This is a genomic window from Cryobacterium sp. (assembly GCF_026786305.1).
GTDB lineage: Bacteria > Actinomycetota > Actinomycetes > Actinomycetales > Microbacteriaceae > Cryobacterium.
Genome location: NZ_JAJAYI010000029.1, coordinates 1 through 23500, shown reverse-complemented (window position 1 = coordinate 23500; position 23500 = coordinate 1). Strand labels below are relative to the sequence as shown.

At 65.5% G+C, this 23500-nt stretch carries 14 protein-coding genes; 7 read left to right on the top strand and 7 right to left on the bottom strand.

Annotated features, from left to right (window positions below; genetic code table 11):
• The 4 genes from LH475_RS03015 to rpoB all read right to left on the bottom strand — a co-directional run bounded on the left by LH475_RS03015 (nt 1) and on the right by rpoB (nt 14918).
• Nucleotides 1–5997: an Ig-like domain-containing protein gene (locus LH475_RS03015; protein ID WP_297412839.1), complete on the bottom strand. Its 5997-nt coding sequence runs from the start codon at nt 5995–5997 to the stop codon at nt 1–3.
• Nucleotides 5997–7169 (bottom strand): serine/threonine-protein kinase, encoded by a 1173-nt coding sequence (locus LH475_RS03010; RefSeq protein WP_297412838.1) that lies wholly within the window; start codon nt 7167–7169, stop codon nt 5997–5999. The genes LH475_RS03015 and LH475_RS03010 overlap by 1 nt, the downstream gene beginning before the upstream one ends.
• Before the next feature lie 291 nt (nt 7170–7460).
• On the bottom strand, nt 7461–11384 hold the full coding sequence (locus LH475_RS03005; RefSeq protein WP_196843481.1) for a DNA-directed RNA polymerase subunit beta': 3924 nt from the start codon (nt 11382–11384) through the stop codon (nt 7461–7463).
• 42 nt (nt 11385–11426) lie between these two features.
• Nucleotides 11427–14918 carry a DNA-directed RNA polymerase subunit beta gene (rpoB, locus tag LH475_RS03000; RefSeq protein WP_196843482.1) on the bottom strand — a complete coding sequence of 1164 codons (3492 nt, stop codon included), beginning with the start codon at nt 14916–14918 and terminating at the stop codon, nt 11427–11429.
• 308 nt (nt 14919–15226) lie between these two features.
• Here rpoB and LH475_RS02995 point away from each other — a divergent pair, with 308 nt between their 5' ends.
• The gene (locus LH475_RS02995) at nt 15227–16117 is read left to right on the top strand and encodes a fused MFS/spermidine synthase (RefSeq protein ID WP_297412837.1); all 891 of its coding nucleotides are present in this window, start codon (nt 15227–15229) and stop codon (nt 16115–16117) included.
• 232 nt (nt 16118–16349) lie between these two features.
• Here the strand turns inward: LH475_RS02995 and LH475_RS02990 are convergent, their stop codons facing one another.
• On the bottom strand, nt 16350–16661 hold the full coding sequence (locus LH475_RS02990) for a hypothetical protein (RefSeq protein WP_297412836.1): 312 nt from the start codon (nt 16659–16661) through the stop codon (nt 16350–16352).
• On the opposite strand from LH475_RS02990, the gene LH475_RS02985 reads away from it, so the two are divergent.
• The 3 genes from LH475_RS02985 (at nt 16653) to LH475_RS02975 (ending at nt 18837) form a co-directional block, all read left to right on the top strand.
• Nucleotides 16653–16892, top strand: coding sequence for a hypothetical protein (locus LH475_RS02985; RefSeq protein ID WP_297412835.1), 240 nt, complete (start codon nt 16653–16655; stop codon nt 16890–16892). The two genes, LH475_RS02990 and LH475_RS02985, sit on opposite strands and share 9 nt — an antisense overlap.
• A 278-nt stretch (nt 16893–17170) precedes the next feature.
• Nucleotides 17171–18343: a PQQ-dependent sugar dehydrogenase gene (locus tag LH475_RS02980; protein ID WP_297412834.1), complete on the top strand. Its 1173-nt coding sequence runs from the start codon at nt 17171–17173 to the stop codon at nt 18341–18343.
• A complete protein-coding gene (locus LH475_RS02975; protein WP_196843485.1) occupies nt 18343–18837 on the top strand; it encodes a SprT-like domain-containing protein in 495 nt (164 codons plus the stop codon). The genes LH475_RS02980 and LH475_RS02975 overlap by 1 nt, the downstream gene beginning before the upstream one ends.
• An 18-nt stretch (nt 18838–18855) precedes the next feature.
• Here LH475_RS02975 and LH475_RS02970 read toward each other — a convergent pair whose 3' ends face one another.
• Both LH475_RS02970 and LH475_RS02965 read right to left on the bottom strand, forming a co-directional pair.
• Nucleotides 18856–20121, bottom strand: a complete 1266-nt coding sequence (locus tag LH475_RS02970; protein WP_297412833.1) for a hypothetical protein — start codon at nt 20119–20121, stop codon at nt 18856–18858.
• Between the two features lie 43 nt (nt 20122–20164).
• Nucleotides 20165–20605: an EVE domain-containing protein gene (locus LH475_RS02965; protein WP_297412832.1), complete on the bottom strand. Its 441-nt coding sequence runs from the start codon at nt 20603–20605 to the stop codon at nt 20165–20167.
• 43 nt (nt 20606–20648) lie between these two features.
• Between LH475_RS02965 and LH475_RS02960 the strand changes: the two genes are divergently transcribed.
• The 3 genes from LH475_RS02960 to LH475_RS02950 all read left to right on the top strand — a co-directional run.
• The gene (locus tag LH475_RS02960) at nt 20649–21200 is read left to right on the top strand and encodes a hypothetical protein (RefSeq protein ID WP_196843487.1); all 552 of its coding nucleotides are present in this window, start codon (nt 20649–20651) and stop codon (nt 21198–21200) included.
• A gap of 80 nt (nt 21201–21280) precedes the next feature.
• Nucleotides 21281–21919 (top strand): DUF1684 domain-containing protein, encoded by a 639-nt coding sequence (locus LH475_RS02955; protein ID WP_196843488.1) that lies wholly within the window; start codon nt 21281–21283, stop codon nt 21917–21919.
• 226 nt (nt 21920–22145) lie between these two features.
• Nucleotides 22146–23500, top strand: a 1355-nt coding sequence (locus LH475_RS02950) for a DEAD/DEAH box helicase (protein ID WP_297412831.1), incomplete at its 3' end; no start/stop codon positions are given.

Sequence of the window (23500 nt, the reverse complement as noted above, 5' to 3'; positions counted from 1 at the left end):
TTACTGGGAGGCCGGGGTGCAGCCGGTGGCCGTGGTCTGGGTGATGCCGGTTACCGGGTCGAGGCCAGACGTATTGTCGCCCGACCAGATGATTTGCCACGTCACGTTCTTGACCTCGGTCGCGCCGCTGGCAACCGTGCTGCCCTCGACTCTCTGCCACGTCGCGCTGCCCTGGGCGTTGAGAGAGAGGTAGTCAGCGCCGGTGACAATCGCTGTGGCAAGTCCGGAGGTCGCCTCGACGGCGACCGCAAGCGTGCCGTCGATGACGCAGCCCGCAGTCGTGAGGCCGGTCACCGCATACGTGACCTGCCAGGCCCGTGTCGCATCAGCCGCCGCCACCCTCGACCAGTCGCTACAGAGAGTGGGGTCTTCCGTCATGCAGTACCGCACCCGAATGCGGGGATCGGCGCCGAAAATGTCAGACCCGGTGTTGGCATCAAAGTTCTCGAAGTTCGCCTCGAAGCCGACGTCTGGCCTGGTTGATGACGACGTGGGCTCGGTGATTCGGTAATCCCCGCCCGTCGGTGCCGACATCGTGTAGGTATATTCGTCGTCGCCCGGGGCAGCCGGCTGCTGCCAGGTGGTGATCGAACCGGCGTTGGCCATCGTGACCCCGTAGCCGTTGGAATAGCAGACCGACACGAAGTACTTGGTGTGCTTGGTCAGGCCGCCGATCGAGAGGTCCCTCGATGAGGCCGCACCCTCCGGGGTGAAACCCGCCGGGGTCAGCGTGCAGGTTGCGCCCTCGGTGAGCGAGGCGACGTAGAGCACCTGCACCGGCAGCGTGCTGAAGTTCGGGTTGAACCCGGTGCCCGCCACGGTGATCGACCGGTTCTGCGAACTCAGCGAACCGGCGCTCGTGATCGCGGGCGATCCGGCCACGAGCACGGCCTGTGACGTCGTCTCCTCGGTCGGACCGCTGCCCGCTGGCTGGTCGTCCCGGCTGAGCGGGGTCACCGTGACGGTCTGGTTGCCCACACCGAGCGCGAGGGTCATTTGGGTCTTTCCGGTGCCGGGCGTCGTGACGGGTTGTTCGGTGCCGTTCACGCTGTAGCGGTTGGTCGATCGGTCATTGTTCTCGATGGTCAGGGTGACGGCACCGGTCGAGGCGCTCGTGGTGCCCTTCCGAAAGACCGGTTCGGCCGTGAGTCGCCCCATGCCCGGGGTGGCATACGACCAGGCTGTGACGCTGACCGCGCTGCGCGATTCGCCGACGGCATTGACGGCCCGGGCTTCGTAGAGAGCCTTGTCACCGTTCTCAGTCGTTCGAATCACGCCGCAGTTGCCCGACGGGTCGCAGCGGGCTACCGAGGCGCCGTTGCGGTACAGGTTGAATCCCTCGAGCGCCGGGTAGGCAACGTTGGCGCCGCCGGAGCTGACCGCGAGGGTTACCGAGCGGTCGCCGTAGGCAATCTGTGTCACGGCATTCGGCGCTTTCGGGTAGCCCTGCAGATCGACCGTGATCGAGCCGTTGCGGCTTCCGGCGCTGAGCCTGCCCTGCGCGTCGCGCACCACAAAACTTGCCTCACAGACGCCGCCGGCGGTGTCGCCCGACCAGGTGGCCTTGACGTTGCGGGAATTCACGACCACGAACGACACACCAGCGCAGGTGCCGGGTGCGGTGACGGAGACAAGAGCGAGCGGGGTGCCACGGTAGAGGTTGACCTCACCCGCCGCGCCGACGACCGTTATCGAGCAACTGGAGCCCGACGACTGGGTGCAGGTCGTCGCGACGGTGCCGCCCTTGGGCAGTTCGCTCGGCGCCGGGCCGACTTTGAGCGCGAGCACTGCCGCAACCGTTTCGCGGTGGCTCGACAGGCTCACCGTCACTGCCGCCTCACGGCCGGCCACGGCGTTGTCGGCAACACCGATCGTGAGAATCGCGCCGTCCTGCGTCACGGTGAACTGGTCGGAGGAGAACTCGATCGCAAAGGTCAACGCCGGCACCGCGCCCGTGCCCTGCCAGTCGACCATATGGCTGAGGTCGTAGCGGATGGCATCGGCCCCCGGGCTTTGGGTCAGCGCCGCCGGGCGCAGTTCCGGTTGCGGGTCGAGCGGCTCGACCACGATCGGCACGACCAGCTGGGTATAACCCTCCTGCCCGTCGATGCGCGCTGGCACCGTGCAGGAGTCGGTCCACGGCGCGTCCGACCCGGCCGCGTAGGTGACCGTCGTGCCGGAGTCGAACGTGCAGGTCGCGTTGTCGCGCTCCCCCGACGAACGGATGCCGGTGCGCTGCAGTTCCAGGGTCGTTCCGCGAGGAATCGACACGAGGCTCTTGAGATCGAATGTGACGGAGGCGTCTTCGTGCACGTTCTGGTCGATGTTGCTCTTCTTCAACGCGATGATGATCGAATCCTTCGCCGGAATGCGCAGAAACCCGTAGGTCGTCACGTCGACACCCTGAAAATTCGGCCCGGTCAGGGCGAACGGGGCAAGCAGTCCCTCGTCGGGAACATCGCCGCTGATCTTCCAGCCCGTCACCACGAGCCCGGGATGACTGCCCCACAGGGTCAGGGTGAGGTCTCTGACGTCACCGGAGTTCCAGGACACCTTGTCGGTGACGACGTCGACGCCCGTCGGGAACGCGTCACGTTCATCGAGGGCCAGCGTCGTGTCGATCACGACCGGATAGTCGGGAACGGAGGAACGCACGACCTTGACCACGATGAGGCCCTGGCCGACGTCGACGTTGGCGTTGGTCACCGAGTACACGAAGGTGAGCAGGCCGGGCTCCGTGCCGGCCGTGAACACCACTCGTTCGTCGGTGACGGAGTCGATGCGTTGCTGCAGCGCGTCGAACTCGGCGGTGCCGGGCGCCGCGTCGGGGGTGACCGCGGTCAGGGTCAGCCTGCCGCCGCCGGGCTCGATGTCGTTGGCAGTGGGAAAGACAGCCACCTGGTTGTCGGCTCCGGCCTGCACCTCGACGTAGTCGCTGAAGGTGATCGGGCTCGGGTTGGAGCGCTGGTCGAGCACACCGATGCGCACGAGTGCGAGGCCCGTGGCCCCGATGCTGTCGCGCACCCGATACTGAAATTCGATGGCGCCGTGATAGTCGAGAGGGCTGGCGAACACGATGGCGTCGCCGGTGGCATTGATCGAGGCCGTTCCGCGCGCCGGCTGAGTGAGCACCCGATCGAGCACGACGGTATCGCCGTCGGGGTCGGTGCCAAAGCTGTCAAAAGGAATCACGATGGTCTCGCCCGACAACACCCGACCGTAGAGGGTGCGCGGCTGCGGCGCCGTGTTGTCGCCGTTGGCGAGCACCTCGACCGAGACCACGGCCGAGTCGATGAGATCGGGCGCGCCCGCGGTGTACACGCTGTAGGCGAGCTCGTAGCTGCCCGGTTCGTTGGGGGCGAGGTAGCGCAGTTGAGTGCCGGCCGCGAAGGCAAGACCCTGCTGCTGTCGATTCTGCACTGATTCGGCATTGAGCATCACTCGGTTGCCGCCCGGCGCGACATCGTTGGCGAGCACCGGAATATTGATCTGGGCGCCCACACGCACCGACACGCTGTCGTTCATGGCGATCGGCACCTGCGGCACGGAGGCCTCGAGCAGGTACACGGTGGCCTCGCCGCGCACGGTGTAGAGCGGGTTTTCGGTGCCGTCCGACACGGTGTAGCGCACGGTGCCGAGCTTGCCCGGCCGTTCATCCAGAGTGGAGCCGCGTACGCGCAAGATGTTCTGCCCGACGACGTCGACGCTGAGCGAGGCGCCGAGAACGGTTTCGGGAATGGCTTCGCCGAGCAGCAGCACCCGTCCGGCCGGGTTGGAGACGGCGGTAAAAACGTCAACACTCGTGTCGGCCCGGGGCCGCACGAAGACCGTCACCGGGGAGGTCGTGAGCGCCTGGGCATCCGCTGATACCACCGAAATGCGCACGAGCGACACCACCTCGCTCACGTCGTCGGCGATCGTGAGGCTGACCGTGAAGTTGCCGACCACGGTCGCGGCAAAGTCGAAGGCGGTACCGTTGGCCGTAATGCTCACCGTGGACCCCTCGGCGCTGGCCGGGGTCGTGGCCGACGTGATGCGGTACAGGCCGGCGGCGCCGGACACGTACTCGGCCGGGTTCACCGTGAGGCGCTCGTTCACCGAGGCGAGCAGCGCGAACGGCAGGGCCCTGAGCCGGGGGGTCGGCGTGACCACGATCGTGAGCACCTTCTCGGTCGAGGCACCGTGAATGTCCGAGACGCGCACCAGAACCGTGGCCGACTGCACGGCCTGCTCGGCCGCATTGGGGTGCTTATAAACGAGTACGCCCGCGGGAGTCACACTGACCGAGCCGATATCGGTGGTGTTCAGAGCGGATGAGACGAAGATCGGATCACCGTCGGGATCGACCCAGCCGGGCAACACTGGAACGGTCACGGTGCCGCCCGGTTGCACCTCGGGGCTCGGCCAGTCCTGCAGGCAACCGTCGGTGCCGCACCAGACCGGTGCAGAATTCACGTCGGCGCCGTGCACGGTGAGCGTGACAAGGGTCGAGGGAGAATCGAGCCCATCGGTGCGCGAGCCGTCGGTGATGGCGTAGCTGAAGGTTGCCACTCCGCGGGCGCCGGGAGCCACCTGAACGGCGAGCGCCTGGTTGTGATCGATGACGGTGACCGTGCCGAACGCGGGGTCGAGCCCGGTGACCGAGGCGGGCACGACGCTGAGCACGTCGTCGTTGGCGTCATGGTCATTGAGCAGGACCGGCAGCATCACGAGCTGGTCGAGACGCACGCCAAAGGTATCCGCGACGGCCACGGGAGCCTTCGGTTCAACGACCTCGGAGGCTTCTTCCATGTCCTCCTGGCGCTGTGGTTGCTCGGCGGCGGCCAGAGACCAGTCCTGGGAACTGGCGACAAGGGCGCCGCCGGGAACGGTCCACACCCATCCGCTCCGGGTGTCGTTGAGAATCATGAGCGATTCGTTGGCGCGAAACGCAGGGGCTGCGTCGCCGTTCGGCGCGACCTGGCCGTAGCTGAGGGTCGATTCGCCCGCGCCCTCGCTGAACAGGGTGCCGCCGGTACCGGAGGCGGGCAGCCAGGCGGCGTAGCGTTCCCCTTTAAAAGGGGTCGGCGCGGCGGGGGCCCCGAGCACTACCCCGGAGTCGCCGACCAGCTCGGTGCGGGCGCCGTCGGTGAGCGCAAAGGCAACCAGGCCGGTCTGGTCGGCAATGAGCACGTCGTCGGTGGAAGCGCTCGGGCGTTGCAGCACGGCCAGTTCGCTCATGTTCGTCGCAACCGGTTCGGTCTGGCCGGCCAGCCACAGTTCGTCGCCGGCCACGCCGAGTAGCGCCCAGCTGTCGCCGACGACGCTCAGCTGGCTACCGGGCTCGGCCGGACCGTCGGCGACGGCGTCCTCACCGAGAATTCTGTCGTCCGCAATGGAATAGCGGAGCACACTCTTGGCCTCGCTGGAGTAGCTGTAGAGCACACCGTCGGGCGTGATGGCGATGGCGTCGGAGCGGTAGACGCGCCGGGTGTCACCGTCGACCACCTCATCGTCGGCGTATTGGTTCACCGGGCGGGGTGCAGCGGCCCCGTCCACAGCGCCGGCGAAGACCGTTCCCGCGCTCGTGAGGTAACCGACCCAGGAGCTCGACGACACGATGGTTCGGGTACCGGCCGGCGTGTTGTCGTAGTCGGCCGCGTCATCACCCAGGTCGATCGGCGCCGCGAGGCTCACGTCGACGACCTTCTCGTTGTTCTGCGCGTAGAGCAGCACCGTGGAAGCGGTCTGCACCAGTTCGCTCGGTGCCGGCACGGTCTTCACGGTGTCGAGTTCGCCCAGGTCGGTGTTGATGCGGGCGTACCGATTGCCGTCACCGCTCTGGAGGGCCCAGATCGAACTCGCGTTGACCGGAATCTGCTTCACGTCGAAACCATCGACGACGATAGCTACCGTGGCCAGCACGGCACCGATCGCGGCAACCGCGGCAATGCGAATGACGCTGCGGCGGGCTTTCGAGAGCACCGGCAGTCGCCGGCGAGCCCGTTTGTCGGCCATCAGATCAGCCCGGCTATCCGCAGCGCGCCGACCGTGGCGCCGCCGCCGACAACGACCGCGCCGGTCAGGAGCAGACCCAGCACGAGCGGGGAAAGTCGCCGACGTCCGATATTGCCCCCGTCGGGCAGGGTGCCCTCGCGGGTGTGCGATGCCGGGCGGCGGGCGCTTCTTCTAGTGGCGGGGCGCAGCGCGGGAATGATGACATCAGAGCTGACGGCGCCACGCGACTCATGATTGTCAAAATCGACGGGCGCACCAGCGGATGCCCAGGCTTCGTCGGCCACCTCCAGCGCGGTGACGGGCAGTCCGAGGTCCCGCTCTACGCGCTGCAGGTCGAGGGCGCATTCGAGCAGGCTCACCTGGCGGGCGGCCGGGTCGCGACTCATCATGCGCGCGAGGGCGCTTTCGAGGGGGGTGGAGACATCCGCTCGCCCAATGGTGGTGTACTCCGCGCGGTTGATGCGCTGTTTCAGCTGCACGCGCGAACGATTGGAGCCCGCGGGCAGTTCGAACGGGGACCGGTCGGCCAGCAGCGAGTAGAGGGTGGCGCCGAACGACCAGACCTCGGTCGCGACCGTGCCGGTGGTGCGCCCGTCGACGACTTCGGGGGCGCTCCACGGCAGCGACATGGCGAACAGTTCGTCGCGGGCGCCGCCGTCGAGGGACGCGGCGATGCCGAAGTCGCCGAGCACCGGGCCGCCGAAGGTGCTGGTGAGAATGTTTGATGGTTTGATGTCGCGGTGCAGCACCTTGGAGCGGTGCGCTGTTTCGAGGGCGCAGGCGATTCTCACGGCAACGTTGAGCACGGTCGCCACGGGCAGCTGCTCCGCACGCTCGCGGGAGGAGTACGACCCGGGGCAGAATTCCATGACGAGGTACGGGCGACCATCGGCCGAGATGCTCGCGTTGTACACGGTCAGAATTGACGGATGTGAGCTGAGCCGCGCCATGACATCCGCCTCGGCGTTGAACGCGCGCAACACGTCATCGTCGACGATGTCCTGCAGCAGCACCTTGACCGCCACGGAACGGCGAGGCATGTTCTGTTCGAACAGAAAAACGTCGGCGAATCCGCCCGTGCCGAGGGGCCGCACATAGGTATACCCCGACAAAATGGGCGGCGCAGAAGGGAGTCGCCTGCCCATTGCTCCCCCGACCTGCGTTAGTTCCATGATGCGTCTTCGTCGTGACTCGCGAAGGCCCAGCTGGTCTCAGGTTCAATCTTAACGAGAGCGCCCGTCAGCGTAACCCGTACGGGAATATGGGGCACCCCCATTATGGGGGTGTCGCTTGGCTCCTGTGTAGAGCGACGTGCCGCATCTCACCCGGCGGCATCTCACCCGGCGGCATCTCACCCGGCGGCGCGCGACGGCCGGGACAGCCGGCCCTCGGCATCCATTGGCACCTCTTAAACGACGGATGGCCCCTGCCGAAGCAGGGGCCATCCGTGCAGAACGGTCAGGCTAGTTGTACGTACCCGGAGTCATGTCGTCCGACGAGAAGCTGTCGAAGTCGACAAAGCTCAGGTCACCCTCGTTGAACGTGGCATCTTCGGTGAAGATGCGGTTCGGGTAACGCTCTGACTTGGCTTCTTCCGTTGCCTCGACGGTGACGTCGCGGTAACGGGGAAGGCCGGTACCGGCGGGGATCAACTTACCGATGATGACGTTCTCCTTGAGGCCCATCAGCGGGTCGCTCTTGCCTTCCATGGCCGCCTGGGTCAGAACCCGGGTGGTCTCCTGGAAGGAAGCGGCCGACAGCCAGGACTCCGTCGCCAGCGACGCCTTGGTGATACCCATGACCTCCTGACGAGCGGATGCCGTCTTCTTGCCCTCGGTGAGCGCGGTGCGGTTGAGGTCGTTGTACTTCAACCGGTCAACGAGCTCGCCCGGGAGCAGTCCGGTGTCGCCGTGTTCGACGACGGTCACCTTGCGAAGCATCTGGCGAACGATGACCTCGATGTGCTTGTCGTGAATCGGCACACCCTGCGAACGGTAGACCTCCTGCACACCGGAGACGAGGTGCTTCTGCACCGCGCGAACACCCTTGACGCGAAGAACTTCCTTCGGGTCGACGGCGCCGATGATGATCTGCTGTCCGAGTTCGACGTGCTGGCCGTCCTCAACGAGGAGGGTCGAACGCTTCAGCACCGGGTACGCGATAGCTTCGTCGCCACTGTCGGGGGTCAGGATGACCTTGCGGCCCTTGTCCGAATCCTCGATCGTGATGCGTCCGGCGGAGTCGACGATCGGCGATGCACCCTTGGGGGTACGCGCCTCGAACAGCTCCTGAACACGCGGCAGACCCTGGGTGATGTCGTCAGCGGATGCCGACCCACCCGTGTGGAAGGTACGCATGGTCAGCTGGGTGCCGGGCTCACCGATGGACTGTGCGGCGATGATACCAACGGCCTCACCGATGTCGACGAGCTGGCCCGTGGCGAGCGAGCGACCGTAGCAGACCGCACAGACACCAACGGCCGACTCACAGGTGAGTACGGAACGCACCTTGATGGTTTCGACACCACCGGCGATGAGCTTCGCGATGAGCACATCTCCGACGTCGTCCCCGGCGTCGGCGATGACCTCACCGGCAGCGTTGACCGCGGCTGCGGCCAGGCTGCGAGCGTAGACGGCGTTCTCGACGTTGAAGTCAACCAGCAGGCCGCCGTCTTCGTCATGCAGGAGCGCACCGGTCGTGGCGTCGGTACCGGCGATGGGCAGTTCAAGACCCTTCGTCGTACCACAGTCGTCTTCGCGGATGATGACATCCTGCGAGACGTCCACGAGACGACGGGTGAGGTATCCCGAGTCTGCGGTACGCAGAGCCGTGTCGGCCAGTCCCTTACGAGCACCGTGAGTAGCAATGAAGTACTCGGCGACGGACAAGCCTTCGCGGTAGCTCGAGATGATCGGGCGAGGGATGATCTCACCCTTCGGGTTGTTCACGAGGCCTCGCATGCCGGCGATGTTTCGCACCTGCAGCCAGTTACCACGAGCACCCGAGGTCACCATGCGGTTGATGGTGTTGTCGGCCGGGAAGTTCGCCTGCATTGCTGCGGCGACGTCTTCCGTGGCACGGGTCCAGATCTGGATAAGCTCCTGGCGACGCTCGAGGTCGGTCGTGAGACCCTTCTCGAACTGCGCCTGAACCTTGGCGGCCTGCTTCTCATAGCCGGCAACGATCTGCGGCTTGTTCGGCGGGGTGAGGATGTCGCTGAGCGCAACGGTCACACCGGAACGGGTTGCCCAGTAGAAACCGGCATCCTTGATCCGGTCGAGGGTTGCAGCGACCTCCACCTTGACGTAGCGCTCCGCGAGGTCGTTGACAATGGTCGACATGGTGACCTTGTTGGCAACGTCTTCGAAGTACGGGTAGTCGGCCGGAAGAGCCTCGTTGAAGATGGCGCGACCGAGGCTCGTAGCGACGAGAACGGTTCCAACGGCCTGGCCGTTGACCAGTTCGACACCTTCGGGCTGGGTGCCCTCGGTGAAGTACTTGTCGGTCAAGCGGATGCGCACCTTGGCATTCAGGTCGAGCGACTTCTGGTCGAACGCGAGAATTGCCTCGGACACGGTCGAGAATGCGCGGCCTTCTCCGACCACGCCCTCCTTCAACGTGGTGAGGTGGTGCAGACCGATGATCATGTCCTGGGTGGGCAGGGTCACCGGGCGGCCGTCAGACGGCTTGAGGATGTTGTTCGAGGCGAGCATCAGGATGCGTGCCTCGGCCTGGGCCTCAACCGAGAGCGGCAGGTGCACGGCCATCTGGTCACCGTCGAAGTCGGCGTTGAACGCCGCGCAGACGAGCGGGTGCAGCTGGATTGCCTTACCCTCAACGAGCTGAGGCTCGAAGGCCTGGATGCCCAGGCGGTGCAGGGTGGGTGCACGGTTGAGCATGACGGGGCGCTCGCGAATGATCTCTTCGAGTACGTCCCAGACCTGCGGGCGGCTCCTCTCGACCATGCGCTTGGCGGCCTTGATGTTCTGGGCGTGGCTCAGGTCGATCAGGCGCTTGATCACAAACGGCTTGAACAGCTCGAGTGCCATCTGCTTGGGCAGACCGCACTGGTGCAGCTTGAGCTGCGGGCCGACCACGATGACCGAACGGCCCGAGTAGTCCACGCGCTTGCCGAGCAGGTTCTGACGGAAACGACCCTGCTTTCCCTTGAGCATGTCGCTCAGGGATTTGAGGGCGCGGTTACCGGTACCGGTGACCGGGCGACCACGGCGACCGTTGTCGAACAGGGCGTCGACGGCCTCCTGCAGCATCCGCTTTTCGTTGTTCACAATGATCTCGGGAGCACCGAGGTCCAGCAAACGACGCAGGCGGTTGTTGCGGTTGATCACACGACGGTAGAGGTCGTTGAGGTCAGAGGTGGCAAAGCGGCCACCGTCGAGCTGCACCATCGGGCGCAGTTCGGGCGGGAGCACGGGTACGACGTCGAGCACCATTCCGGCCGGCGAGTTACCGGTCATGATGAACGCGTTGACCACGCGCAGACGCTTGATGGCGCGAATCTTCTTCTGGCCCTTGCCCTCGGCGATCTGCAGGTGCAGGTTTTCGCTCTCGGTGACGAGGTCGAAGGCCTCAAGGCGCTTCTTGATGGCTTCGGCGCCCATGTAGGCCTCGAAGTACATGCCGAAACGGTCCTGGAGCTCGTGGAAGACGGAGTCTTCCGGCTTCAGGTCGCCGACCTTGAGGGTGCGGAAGTCTTCCCACACGCGCTCGAGGTGCGCGATCTGCTCGTCCAGGGACTTGCGAACCTGGCCCATTTCCTTTTCAGCGGCGTCTTTCGTGCGCTTCTTCTGGTCGCTCTTGGCGCCTTCGGCCTCCAGTGCTGCGAGGTCGGTTTCGAGGCGCTGCAGGCGATCGGCGATGCGCGAGTCGCGGCTGGACTCGATGGTCTTGAGTTCGAGGCGCAGCTCGTTCTCGAGGCCGGGCATGTCCTGGTGGCGACCGTCCTCGTCAACCGTGATGACCATGTATGCGGCGAAGTAGATGACCTTTTCGAGGTCCTTCGGAGCCATGTCCAGCAGGTAACCGAGACGGGAGGGCACACCCTTGAAGTACCAGATGTGCGTGACCGGGGCAGCGAGCTCGATGTGGCCCATGCGCTCACGGCGCACCGACGACTTCGTGACCTCTACACCGCACCGCTCGCAGACGATGCCTTTGAAGCGAACACGCTTGTACTTGCCGCATGAGCACTCCCAGTCCCGCGAAGGACCGAAGATCTGTTCGCCGAACAGGCCGTCCTTTTCCGGCTTGAGCGTGCGGTAGTTGATGGTTTCGGGCTTCTTGACCTCACCGTGCGACCAACGACGGATGTCGTCTGCGGTAGCCAGGCCAATACGAAGCTCGTCAAATGTTGTTACGTCGAGCAATTTCTCTCCTTGGAAAGTTTTCGAAGTTTCTTTGGACCGGGCTTAGATGTCGTCGATGGTCGAAGACTCAAACCGGGTGGAAATGTTGATGCCGAGCTCTTCCGCAGCGCGGAACACCTCGTCATCCGTGTCGCGCAGGCTGACTGCGGTGCCATCGGCCGAGAGCACCTCGACGTTCAAGCACAGCGACTGCATTTCCTTGATAAGAACCTTGAAGCTCTCGGGAATGCCGGGTTCCTGGATGTTCTCACCCTTGACGATGGCTTCATACACCTTGACGCGGCCGAGGATGTCGTCGCTCTTGATGGTCAGGAGTTCCTGCAGGGCGTAAGCGGCTCCGTATGCCTCGAGCGCCCACACCTCCATCTCACCGAAACGCTGTCCACCGAACTGCGCCTTACCACCCAGCGGCTGCTGCGTGATCATGGAGTACGGACCCGTCGAACGAGCGTGGATCTTGTCGTCGACGAGGTGGTGGAGCTTCAGGATGTACATGTATCCAACGGACACCGGCATCGGGAACGGCTCGCCGGAGCGGCCGTCGAAGAGCTGGGTTTTGCCCGAGGAACCGATGAGGCGGTCGCCGTCACGGGTCAAGGTCGTGGAGTCCAGCAGACCCTCGATCTCGATCTCGAGCGCACCGTCGAATACCGGGGTGGCAACCTTGGTGCCGGGAGCAGCGCTGAAGGCGTGCTCCGGCAGGCGGGAAGCCCACTTCGGCTTGCCCTCGACGTTCCAGCCCTGCTTCGCAATCCAACCGAGGTGGGTTTCGAGCACCTGACCGAAGTTCATGCGGCCGGGGATACCGAGCGGGTTGAGGATGATGTCAACCGGGGTCCCGTCGGCGAGGAACGGCATGTCCTCGATCGGCAGGATGCGAGAGATGACACCCTTGTTGCCGTGACGGCCGGCGAGCTTGTCACCCTCGGTGATCTTGCGCTTCTGGGCGATGAAGACGACAACCCGCTGGTTGACGCCCGAACCGAGCTCGTCGTCGCCGTCCTGTGAGTCGAAGACCTTGACACCGATGATGGTGCCGCGCTCACCGTGGGGAACCTTGAGGGAGGTGTCGCGAACTTCGCGGCTCTTCTCGTTGAAGATAGCGCGCAGCAGGCGTTCCTCGGCAGAGAGCTCGGTCTCACCCTTGGGCGTGACCTTGCCGACGAGGATATCGCCGGGGCGAACCTCGGCTCCGATGCGAATGATGCCACGCTCGTCGAGGTCGGCGAGGAAGTCCGGCGACACGTTGGGCAGGTCGCGAGTGATCTCCTCCTTACCCAGCTTGGTATCACGGGCATCCACTTCGTACTCTTCGATGTGAATCGAGGAGAGGGTGTCATCCTTGACCAGGTTCTGGCTCAGGATGATCGCGTCCTCGAAGTTGTAGCCTTCCCACGGCATGAATGCCACGAGCAGGTTCTTTCCGAGGGCGAGCTCGCCCTGGTCGGTGGCGGGTCCGTCGGCGATAACCTCGCCGGCTTCGATGCGCTCACCGGCGTTGACGATCACACGGTGGTTGAAGCTCGTGCCCTGGTTGGAGCGCGAGAACTTGCGCAGGTAGTAGTCCTGCGTGCCGCCCTCATCGAGCTGAATGGTGACGACGTCGGCCGACACCTCGGAAACCACACCGGGCTTCTGCGCGGTGAGCACGTCACCGGCGTCGATGGCCGTGTAGACCTCCATGCCGGTTCCGACGAGGGGGCTGTCGCTGAGGAGCAGCGGCACCGCCTGACGCTGCATGTTGGCGCCCATGAGCGCACGGTTTGCATCGTCGTGCTCGAGGAACGGGATGAGGCTGGTCGCGACCGACACCATCTGGCGCGGCGAGACATCCATGTAGCCGATGTCTTCAGAAGGAACGAGGTCGACCTCGCCGCCCTTCTTACGGGCGAGCACGCGGGCCTCGGCGAAGTGCGAGTCCTTGGTGAGCGGCGCGTTGGCCTGTGCGACGATGAAGTCGTCCTCTTCGCTCGCGGTGAGGTAGTCGATCGTCTCGGTGACCTTGTTGTTGAGCACACGACGGTACGGCGTCTCGATGAAACCGAACGCATTGATCTGGGCGAACGAGGCGAGCGATCCGATCAGGCCAATGTTCGGGCCTTCCGGGGTCTCAATGGGGCACATGCGGCCGTAGTGCGAGGGGTGCACGTCTCGCACCTCGACGCCGGCGCGGTCACGGGACAGACCACCCGGGCCCAGCGCAGACAGGCGACGCTTGTGCGTGAGGCCAGCGAGCGGGTTGTTCTGGTCCATGAACTGGCTCAGCTGAGACGTACCGAAGAACTCCTTGATCGCGGCAACGACGGGGCGCACGTTGATCAGGGTCTGCGGGGTGATCGCTTCGATGTCCTGCGTGGTCATGCGCTCGCGAACGACGCGCTCCATGCGGGACAGACCGGTGCGCACCTGGTTCTGGATGAGCTCGCCAACGGCACGGATACGACGGTTACCGAAGTGGTCGATGTCGTCGATGTCAATGTTGATGTCGGTCATCTTGCCGTCGCGCAGACCCTTCAGGGAGGTCTGGTTGTCGTGCAGGGCGACGAGGTACTTGATGGTGGCCAGGATGTCCTGGAGCGTGAGTACGGAGTCACTCAGCGGGGCTTCGAGGCCGAGCTTGCGGTTGATCTTGTAACGACCAACCTTGGCCAGGTCATAGCGCTTGGAGTTGAAGAAGAAGTTGTCGAGGAGCGCACGCGCAGCCTCGGCGGCGACCTGCTCGCCGGGACGAAGCTTGCGGTAGATGTCCTTGAGGGCTTCTTCCTTGGTGAGAATGTTGTCCTTCTCGAGGGTGAGCTCGATGGACGCATAGCCCTTGAACTCCTCGAGGATCTGCTCGCTGGTGAGGCCGAGGGCCTTCAGGAACACGGTCACGGACTGCTTGCGCTTGCGGTCGATGCGCACGCCGACCTGGTCGCGCTTGTCGATCTCAAATTCAAGCCAGGCACCACGGCTCGGGATGACCCGGGCGGAGTAGATGTCCTTGTCAGACGTCTTCTCCTGCTCGCGGTTGAAGTAGACGCCCGGGGAGCGCACCAGCTGCGACACGACGACACGCTCGGTGCCGTTGATCACAAAGGTGCCCTTGGGGGTCATCAGGGGGAAGTCGCCCATGAACACGGTCTGAGTCTTGATCTCACCGGTGAGGTGGTTCATGAACTCAGCGTTCACGTAGAGGGGTGCGGAGTAGGTTTTACCCTTTTCCTTGCACTCGTCAATGGTGTACTTCTCCGGCTCGAGCTCCGGGTTGGTGAAGGACAGCTGCATCGTTTCGCCGAGGTCTTCGATGGGAGAGATCTCCTCGAAGATCTCATCGAGTCCGGTGCGATTCGGCAGGTCCTGGCGTCCGGCTTTCTGGGCCTCGGCGACGCGAGCCTTCCAGATGTCGTTGCCGACGAGCCAGTCGAAGCTCTCGGTCTGCAAGGCAAGCAGATCCGGAACATTCAAGTGGTCGCTGATCTTTGCGAACGACAGACGCTCAGCTGAGCGGCCGTTCTTGGGTGAGTTGGTGGTTGCGTTGCGCGCAGCAGCCAAGGAAATAACCTCCGTGGACCCCGTCAGGTCTAGTTACTGTTATTGGTGATGACTCCGCAGACCCTAGGAAAGAAACTCGTAGGAAAGGTGCCTCAAGGTGGCTTGAACACGCAAAGCCGACCGCAATATGAAGGCAAGGTTTGTCTGGGAGCGCAAGGGTCAAGTGTATGCCCCCTCACCGCCGATGTCCACCACATTCTTGCCAAGAATCAAATTCTCAGGTATAACCCGGTGTGGCCTGCCGCCAGCGGGCGGGTAACGAGCGAATGCCGCGATCGGGGCGGGTAGGGAGGGCGCAGACTGGGGGCATGAGTACCGGGCGCAAGGATGCAGGAGAAAACGACGGGGGCAATCCGTCTGTCGTGTTGAGGTTGAGCGGACACACGGCGGTGATTGAACCCGATCGGTTCACCCCGGGCAGTTTTCAACTCGTCGTCGACGGCACGCCGCAGTCTCACGTGAACATCGACCACCCCGACGAGCTGTTCTTCGAGTACATCCAGCGCATTGGGCACGTGATCGACCTGCTCGGCGAACCGCACGAGCCGATCACCGCCGTGCACCTCGGGGCCGGCGCGCTCACGCTGCCCCGCTACGTCGAGGCGACACGGCCGGGCTCACGCCAGCAGGTCGTCGAGATCGAGAGCGATCTGATCGACCTGGTGCGGTCGGCGCTGCCGTGGAACAAGCGCGCCCAGCTGCGAGTGCGCCACGGCGATGCCCGCGAGGTTCTCGGCAAGCTGCCGGCCGGACTGCACGGCGCGGTCGACCTCGTCGTGGTCGACATCTTCTCCGGGGCGCGCACTCCCAAGCACGTGACGAGCCGCGAGTTCTTCGCGCTCACGGCTCCATTGTTGTCGCCGCGCGGAGTGCTCGCGGTCAACGTAGCGGATGGCCCCGGCCTCGCGTTCGCTCGCGGCCAGGCGGCAACCCTTTCGGCGGTGTTCGAACACGTGATCGGATTCGCCGAGACGCAGGTGCTCAAGGGCCGCCGCTTTGGCAACATCGTGTTCGTCGCGGCGCACACGCCGATCGATCTCAACTGGATTCCGCGGCTGCTCGCGAACGGACCGCACCCGGCGAAGGTGATCGAGGGCACCGAACTCAGGCAGTTCATGGCCGGTTCGCTCGTCGCGACCGACGAGACGTCGACGCAGTCGCCGCTTCCCGGCCGTACCGTCTTTCAGATCGGGCACTAGCAGATCGGGCACGAGCAGATCGGCCACTCGCCCGAGGTCGCGATCGATTGGTGGCTGATTCAGGAGATGCGGGGGCGAGCGGGGCGCTGCACTCGTTTTCTGGCGGCGACGACGAGCGGGTCAGGTGGTTTTTTCCTGAATTCGCCACGGCGGCGGCTGCGGCCGGATTCGCACCGGCGGCGGTACTCTGGGTGCACCCGTCTATCCTCTGCGGCTGCGGCCGCCTTCGTCATTACAGGAACACACCCTGAGTTTCATCATCGGTTACGACCCCATCACCCTGCGCGAAAAAGTAGACCTTCTGGCCGCTGGCGAGCGGCTCGCTGAGCTCGGTAGCCTGCGCAGCCTGGCCGCACTGAACGAGAAGGTCGCCCTGCTGCGCCTGGTCGGTCGACTCGAGGAGGCCTGGGAGATCGCGAACGAGGCGCTGCGTCAATCGCGCTTCACCGGTAACCGCGAGCAGGCGGTGGCCAGTCGCATCCGTCGGGCCCAGGTCTTGCAGTTTCAGGGCAAGCTCGACGAGGCTGCGAGCGAGTTGACCCACTGCATCCTCGACTCCGAGGTGCACGAGTGGACCCGCCTCGCCGCCTACGCCCGGCAGCACCGCGGCAAGGTGTACTTCGACCAAGGCAACCTCGACGGCGCGCTCGCGGACTTCACCGCTGCCGTGTTTCTGCGGGAGAAAGACGGCGCAGACGCCGACGAACTCGACAGCTCGCTGCTCGCCGTGGCCGTCGTGGAGTCGCACATCGCCGAACGCACCGCGAAGCCCTGACCGGCCCCGCAGAGTCGTCTCATGGCGTGGAGTGGCGCATAATTCCTGCAATCTGCGCGTTACCGGGCGGTACCGGCCGATTTCAGCCCTGTTTTCGACAACGTGCAGGAGTTACACGCCAACGTGCTGAAGTTATACGCTGAGCCGCACTCGAGCTCTCCCGCAGGCCGAACCAGGCCGGGCCAGCCCTCGCCCGCGCACGAGTTCTGCGGCATGCTAGGGCTGACACGTCAACCAGTTGGACTTCGACGGGCCACCAGACGAGGCGGGGAACCAGCATGAGATTTCGCACTGTGAAGCGCGGGATCCGCGTCGGTCTGGCCACGCTCGTGCTGGTCACACTCGCCGCGTGCGCCCCAAACGACCCACGGGCCACCGTGAAGACCGAACCTCCGGCGACCCAGAGCCCGTCGCAGACCCAGGCTCCGTCCGGGCCACCGGCACCGGTGCATCCGGTCGGCGACCCTGTCGTCATCGCCTCGGGGCTCGACGCCCCTTGGTCGATTCTGCGTCTACCGGGCGGCGGCACCCTCATCAGCGAGCGCGACACGACCCTCGTGCGCGAGCTGCTACCCGACGGTGGCCTGCGCGAAGCGGGTTCGGTTGCGAGCGCGCGCCCGAACGGCGAGGCCGGACTACTGGGCCTGGCCTTTCTCACCGACGACAACGCTGACGGCGGCATCGGCTGGGTCTACGCCTACCTATCGACCGACAGCGACAACCGAATTGAGCGGATGTCGCTGGCTGGCCCCACCGGCAGCCACACTCTTGGGGCGCCCACCCTCGTGCTCGCCGGTCTACCGCACGCGAGCAATCACAACGGCGGCCGTATCGCCTTCGGCCCCGACGGGCTGCTCTACGCCACGGCTGGCGACGCCGGAAACCCTGCTAACGCGCAGGATCTCGGTTCGCTCGGCGGCAAGATTCTGCGCATGACCGCCACCGGGGAGGTGCCAACCGGCGCCGAGGCCAATCCCTTCGACACTCTGGTGTACTCGTACGGGCATCGCAACCCGCAGGGCATCGCCTGGGACTCCGGCGGGCAGTTGTGGTCGAGCGAGTTCGGCCAGAACACCTGGGACGAGCTCAACCGCATCGTGCCCGGCGGCAACTATGGCTGGCCCCTGGTCGAGGGGCAGGCCGGCGACGCGAACTTCATCGATCCCCTCCGACAATGGTCCACCGCGGATGCGAGCCCGAGCGGCATTGCAATCGTGTCCGACACCATCTTCATGGCCAGCCTGCGCGGCAGCCGATTGTGGAGTATCCCGATCCTCGAAGACTCCTCCACAGGGGAGCCCACCGAGTGGTTTGTGAACAGTTACGGGCGACTTCGCGACGTGGTGTCGGGGCCGGATGGCACACTGTGGTTTGTGAGTAATAATACTGATGGCCGGGGCTCCCCGGCGGCCGACGACGACCGGCTCTACCAGGTGTCGGTGGCACCCTGATGGCCGACCTGCACCAGGTGCGGCGCTGGGCTGACGCACTGATGGTGCTGCACCTCGACCCCAGCTGGACCTTCGGCTTCGACAACGCCAAGAAGCGGGCCGGTCTGTGCAATTTCAGCAAGAAGCACATCACCGTGTCGCGCTACCTCGCCTCGCGCTATACCGACGACGACGTGCACCAAATTTTGTTGCACGAGCTCGCGCACGCCCTGGTCGGCCCGCGCGCCGGGCACGGCCCCCGCTGGAAAAAGATGGCGCACGACCTTGGTTACGACGGCAAGCGCACCCACGACGGCGAAATTGCCAATGAGCTCGCGCCCTGGGTGGGCACCTGCCCTGCCGGGCACGTGCACTTTCGGTATCGGCAACCCACCCGACCCCTGGCCTGCGGGCTCTGCGCACGCCGGTTTGATCAGGCGCACGCGATCGCCTGGTTGCGGCGGGAGATCACGCCGGCGATCCGGCGCCGGGCCGCGGCATCGGCCGGCCACTAGTTGCGCAGTGCACGCCGATCAGTGCGTGTCGTAGCGGGCAAGGGCGTCGGCATCCGTTGCCAGCGTCATGGCGCGGCGGGAGGTATCGAGGGCGGTAACCGGGTCACTCTCCGCCGCGGCGAGCGCCAACTGCCGTTCCGCCTCGGCCAGCCGGGTGCGGGCGGCGGCCTGCACCCGGCCGCGATGGGCGGCCACAAAGTCGCGGGTGACGGTGATCTGGCTGCGCGCGGTGAGCAGCGCTCCGGCCAGGGCCGTGCGCGCGTTATCGAGGCGCAGCTGGCGGTTGCGCGCCTCGGAACGGATGCTGTCCAGCCCGTTCATGGCCTCCTCGAGAGTCACCAGGTCGGCGGCGGGATCGCTCGGCCGCCCGGGCTCGCGCAGCGACGCCTGCACAGACGCCGCAACTGTGATCACACCGTTGAGGTTGGCGCTCGTGTCGGATTCTTCGTGACCATCGCGCAGGGCCCGAGCTTCGGCGAGTTCCGAGGCGGCAGCATCCAGCGCCTTTTGCAGGTTGGCGAAGCCGCGGTGCAGCTGGTCTTCGCCCGTTTCGATCGCGTCGAGCAGTTGTGTGGCCTGGAACAGATTGTGCTCGGCGGCCTGCAACTGCTCGCCGACCGGTTCAGCGGATGCCTCGGTGAGGCGCTTGGCTGCGGCGTCCACGCTCGCCACCGCCGCTTCGAGAGCTGCGCGGGCCCGGTCGACGTTGCCGATGATCGGTGCGAGCGCCGACCTGCTATAGCTCAGGCCCAGCCGCGTAAGGGTGCTCGCGCCGCCCGCGACCCGGTCAAAGACCCGGTCGAGTCGGCGCCGCAGTTCGTCGAGCTGCTGCGGCGCATTGCGCTCCACGCCGCGTTTGGCCGTGAAATCGCGGGCCTGGTTGGTCAGCCGGGCGGTCGCCTCGTCGGCGAGTTGAACAATCTGCTGGTTCCAGCGGGTGCGCTCCGCAGCGCTGTCCGGCACGGCATCGTCAAGCTTCTGCTGCAGCGCGAACGCGTCGCTCAGCTGCCGCCGCGAGGTCGCGAGCGCGCTCGCGAACGCCCGCGTCGCGGTTTCGCCGAACTGCGCGATAGCGAAGCCGAGCTCATCGGTGGTGTCCTGAACCAGATCGTCGGCGCGAACGAGGCTGATCGCGGCACCGCGGGCCAGTTCGGCGGCCGCGGCGCTCACCTGCCCGAGCCGAGCTCGGGTGCGCCGCCGCGAGGCGCTCACCAACACCCAGACTCCGGCCACAACGAGGCCGATAACGATGACCGAGGGTACCCACCAGAGATCGCCATTCATAGGCTCGAGTCTAATTTAGGTTGCTGGGTGAGTGCCCGCACCGTTACCGGTCGTCGGCGGAGGGCCGGCGCATCTGCTGCCGGATCATTTCGAAGTCGTGCCGCGAGATTTCGAGCACGCCGCGCCGCAGCGCAAAGCCCCAGTCCGGGTTGCCCCGAGTCAGCTCCAGCACCGACAACAGCGGGCGGATGCTCGTGGGCCAGGCATCGAGATCGTAGTCGGCCCGGCGTCGCCACGGCCGAAACTCGTTGCCGGGGTCGCCCACCTGGTAGGCATAGATATCGGCTATGCGGCCGATCGCGGTGAACTCCCTGAGTGGATCACCCTCGATCGCGGTCTTCGGCGAGTAGTAGACGATGCCGTCGGCTTCACCCATCTGCTTGAGTAGGTCACCGGCGCCGCGATTGGCGCGGGCAATGCCCAAATCGACCCCGCGCAGCACGTGCTCGCGGTGCACAACGCCGAGCCAGAACCGAATTGCCACGTTTCAGTTGTACCGCATGCCTTCGTCAGACCAAACTGAGCAGATGCGAGTACTGCTGAAAGAGATCCTGAACTGCACACCGGATGCCGCCTGGCACGCCATCCACAGCCCCGCCGTGTTTCGCGAGGTGAGTTCCCCCTTCATGGCGGTGGAGTCGCTGGAGGCCGACGGGTTTCCCACCCACTGGGAGCCCGGTGAACACCCCGCGGTGTTCTCCTTGCTCGGCCTGGTGCCGATGGGAACCCAGATCATTCGGCTCGCCAACTCGACGCATCGGCCCGACGGAGTGCGCATTCTGCGCGATACCGGTCGCGGGGTGTCCGGTGCGCTGAGCGCGGTCACGCTGTGGGATCACCGCATGGCCATCGCGCCAGACCCGGCCGGCACCGGCAAAACGCTGTACCGGGACCAGCTCATTTTTCGCGGCCGACCGGCCACACTCGCCCTCTGGCCGACCTTTTGGGCGTTCTGGCAGTGGCGGATGCTGCGCCTGAAGCGCCTCGCCCCCACCTGGCAGCATGACGTTGGAATCGACGACCCCACCTTCGTACCGCTGTCGCCGCGCGCGGCACCCACCGAGACCGGAGACAACTAGCCGATGCTCCGACGTCGGCCGCGAAGCCCGCTGCGCCTCGACCCGTGCGCACCGTGCCCGGCGGCGGTAGCGTAGCCACCATGAGTTCTTCCCTCGCAGCCTTGCAGATCGCCGACTGGCGTCGTCGCGTAACCGGACTGTATGCGGGAGTGCGCCAGTTGAGCGCGAGCAGCCCGAAGAGCGGGCACGAGCTGTGGCGTTCCGGGCGGGACGAGCTGTTCGCCGGACATCCGTCGTCGCCATTGCTGCCCGATGACCGTTCGGCGTTCACCGGGCTGCCGATCGCCGCCTACGACCCCGACTGGCGGTTCGAGGTCGAGGTGCACCGGGCCGAGCAGCCGTATCGCATGGTCGTCGAGACCGGAACCGACGGCACCGTGCCGTTCGACCTGGTCGGCACCGTGCGGCTGCCGTATCTCGGTTCACTCGATGTGTGGCGGCTCGCGAGTTACGGCGGCGGACTGTTCATGCCACTGAAAGATGCCTTGGCCGGCAAAGACGACGGTACCTACGGCGGCGGACGCTACCTGCTCGACACTGTCAAGGGCGCCGACCTCGGCCCGGGCCTGGGTGATGACAGCCTCATTCTCGACTTCAACTTCGCCTACAACCCCTCCTGCGCGTACGACCCGATGTGGGCCTGTCCGCTGCCGCAGCGCGGCAACATCATCGACGTCGAGGTGCCCGTCGGAGAGCTGTACCACGGTGACCACTCGTAGCCGCGAGGCGCCGACACCGGACGATTTGACAGCATCCGCTAGAATTGGAGCTTGCGAGTGCGTAGTTGCGCTTGCTGCGTCGTAGAACGCCCTCTTCTCTATCCGGCGGCCCACCAGGGCTGACCTGATTTTTCGAATGAAACATTCTTACGGCGAACGGATGTGCCCTTCGGCACCTTCGCCATGTGAATCCTCCTGGTTCGATTGCCGCTGTGCGGTAAACCGAATGAGCGGGGAGACTGATGCCCCGAAAGGCACCACTTTGTCTACAACCTTCAGCACGCTCGGCGTGCCGGCTCCCCTGGTCAAGGTTCTCTCGTCACAGGGAATCGACACCGCCTTCCCCATCCAGGTCGACACCCTGCCGGACACCCTGAACGGCCGGGACGTGCTCGGCCGCGGCAAGACCGGCTCGGGCAAGACCCTGGCCTTCGCCATTCCGATGGTGTCCCGCCTCGGCGGCAACCTCGCCGGCGGCAAGCGTCGCCCGGGGCGCCCGCTCGGCCTGATCCTCGCGCCGACCCGTGAGCTGGCCACGCAGATCAGCAATGCCATCACCCCGCTTGCCGAGGCTTACGGCCTCAACTCGACCACCATCTTCGGCGGGGTCTCGCAGGGCCGTCAGGTCGCCGCGCTCAAGGCCGGCGTCGATATCGTCGTGGCCTGCCCCGGCCGGCTCGAAGACCTCATGAAGCAGGGCTTTGTGAACCTCGACACCGTAGAGATCACCGTGCTCGATGAGGCCGACCACATGGCCGATCTCGGCTTTCTACCCGTCGTCACCCGTATTCTCGACAAGACGCCTGGCAACGGCCAGCGCATGTTGTTCTCCGCCACGCTCGACAACGGCGTAGACAAGATCGTCAAGCGTTTTCTGCACGACCCGGTGATGCACTCGGTCGACGAGGCCAACAGCCACGTCTCGGCCATGACCCACCACGTGTTCGAGGTGTCCGGCGTCGACGCCAAGAAGGAACTCGTGCAGAAGCTGGCGAGCGGCTCGGGCCGTCGTATCCTGTTCATGCGCACCAAACACCAGGCCAAGAAGCTCGCCAAGAGCCTCACCGACGCCGGCATCCCCTCCGTCGACCTGCACGGAAACCTCTCGCAGGTGGCGCGTGACCGCAATCTCGCCGCGTTCAGCGCCGGCACCGTCAAGGTTCTCGTTGCAACGGATGTCGCGGCTCGCGGCGTGCACGTCGACGACATCGAACTCGTCATTCACGTTGACCCGCCGGCCGAGCACAAGGCGTACCTGCACCGTTCGGGCCGTACCGCGCGTGCCGGCAGCGCCGGTGACGTCGTCACCGTCGTGCTCCCCGAGCAGAAGCGCGACACCGACGCCCTGCTGCGCAAGGCCGCCATCAAGGTGAGCCCGCAGCGCGTGGATTCCTCCTCCCCCGCCGTCGACGCCCTTGTCGGCGATGTTGCCGCCTACGTCAAGCCGCTTCCCCGCGTCGAAGCGCCGCAGCAACAGCGCCAGTCGCAGGGTGGCCGGTCCCAGGGTGGCCGGTCCCAGGGTGGCGGGTCCCAAGGCGGCCGGTCGCAGGGCGGTCGCTCGCCGGGTGGCCGGTCACAGGG

Excerpts from the sequence above, each read along its gene's own strand:
- LH475_RS03015 (WP_297412839.1), bottom strand. The coding sequence starts at position 5,997 with ATGGCCGACAAACGGGCTCGCCGGCGACTGCCGGTGCTCTCGAAAGCC.
- LH475_RS03010 (WP_297412838.1), bottom strand. The coding sequence starts at position 7,169 with ATGGAACTAACGCAGGTCGGGGGAGCAATGGGCAGGCGACTCCCTTCT.
- LH475_RS02995 (WP_297412837.1), top strand. The coding sequence starts at position 15,227 with ATGAGTACCGGGCGCAAGGATGCAGGAGAAAACGACGGGGGCAATCCG.
- LH475_RS02980 (WP_297412834.1), top strand. The coding sequence starts at position 17,171 with ATGAGATTTCGCACTGTGAAGCGCGGGATCCGCGTCGGTCTGGCCACG.
- LH475_RS02975 (WP_196843485.1), top strand. The coding sequence starts at position 18,343 with ATGGCCGACCTGCACCAGGTGCGGCGCTGGGCTGACGCACTGATGGTG.
- LH475_RS02970 (WP_297412833.1), bottom strand. The coding sequence starts at position 20,121 with ATGAATGGCGATCTCTGGTGGGTACCCTCGGTCATCGTTATCGGCCTC.
- LH475_RS02960 (WP_196843487.1), top strand. The coding sequence starts at position 20,649 with ATGCGAGTACTGCTGAAAGAGATCCTGAACTGCACACCGGATGCCGCC.
- LH475_RS02955 (WP_196843488.1), top strand. The coding sequence starts at position 21,281 with ATGAGTTCTTCCCTCGCAGCCTTGCAGATCGCCGACTGGCGTCGTCGC.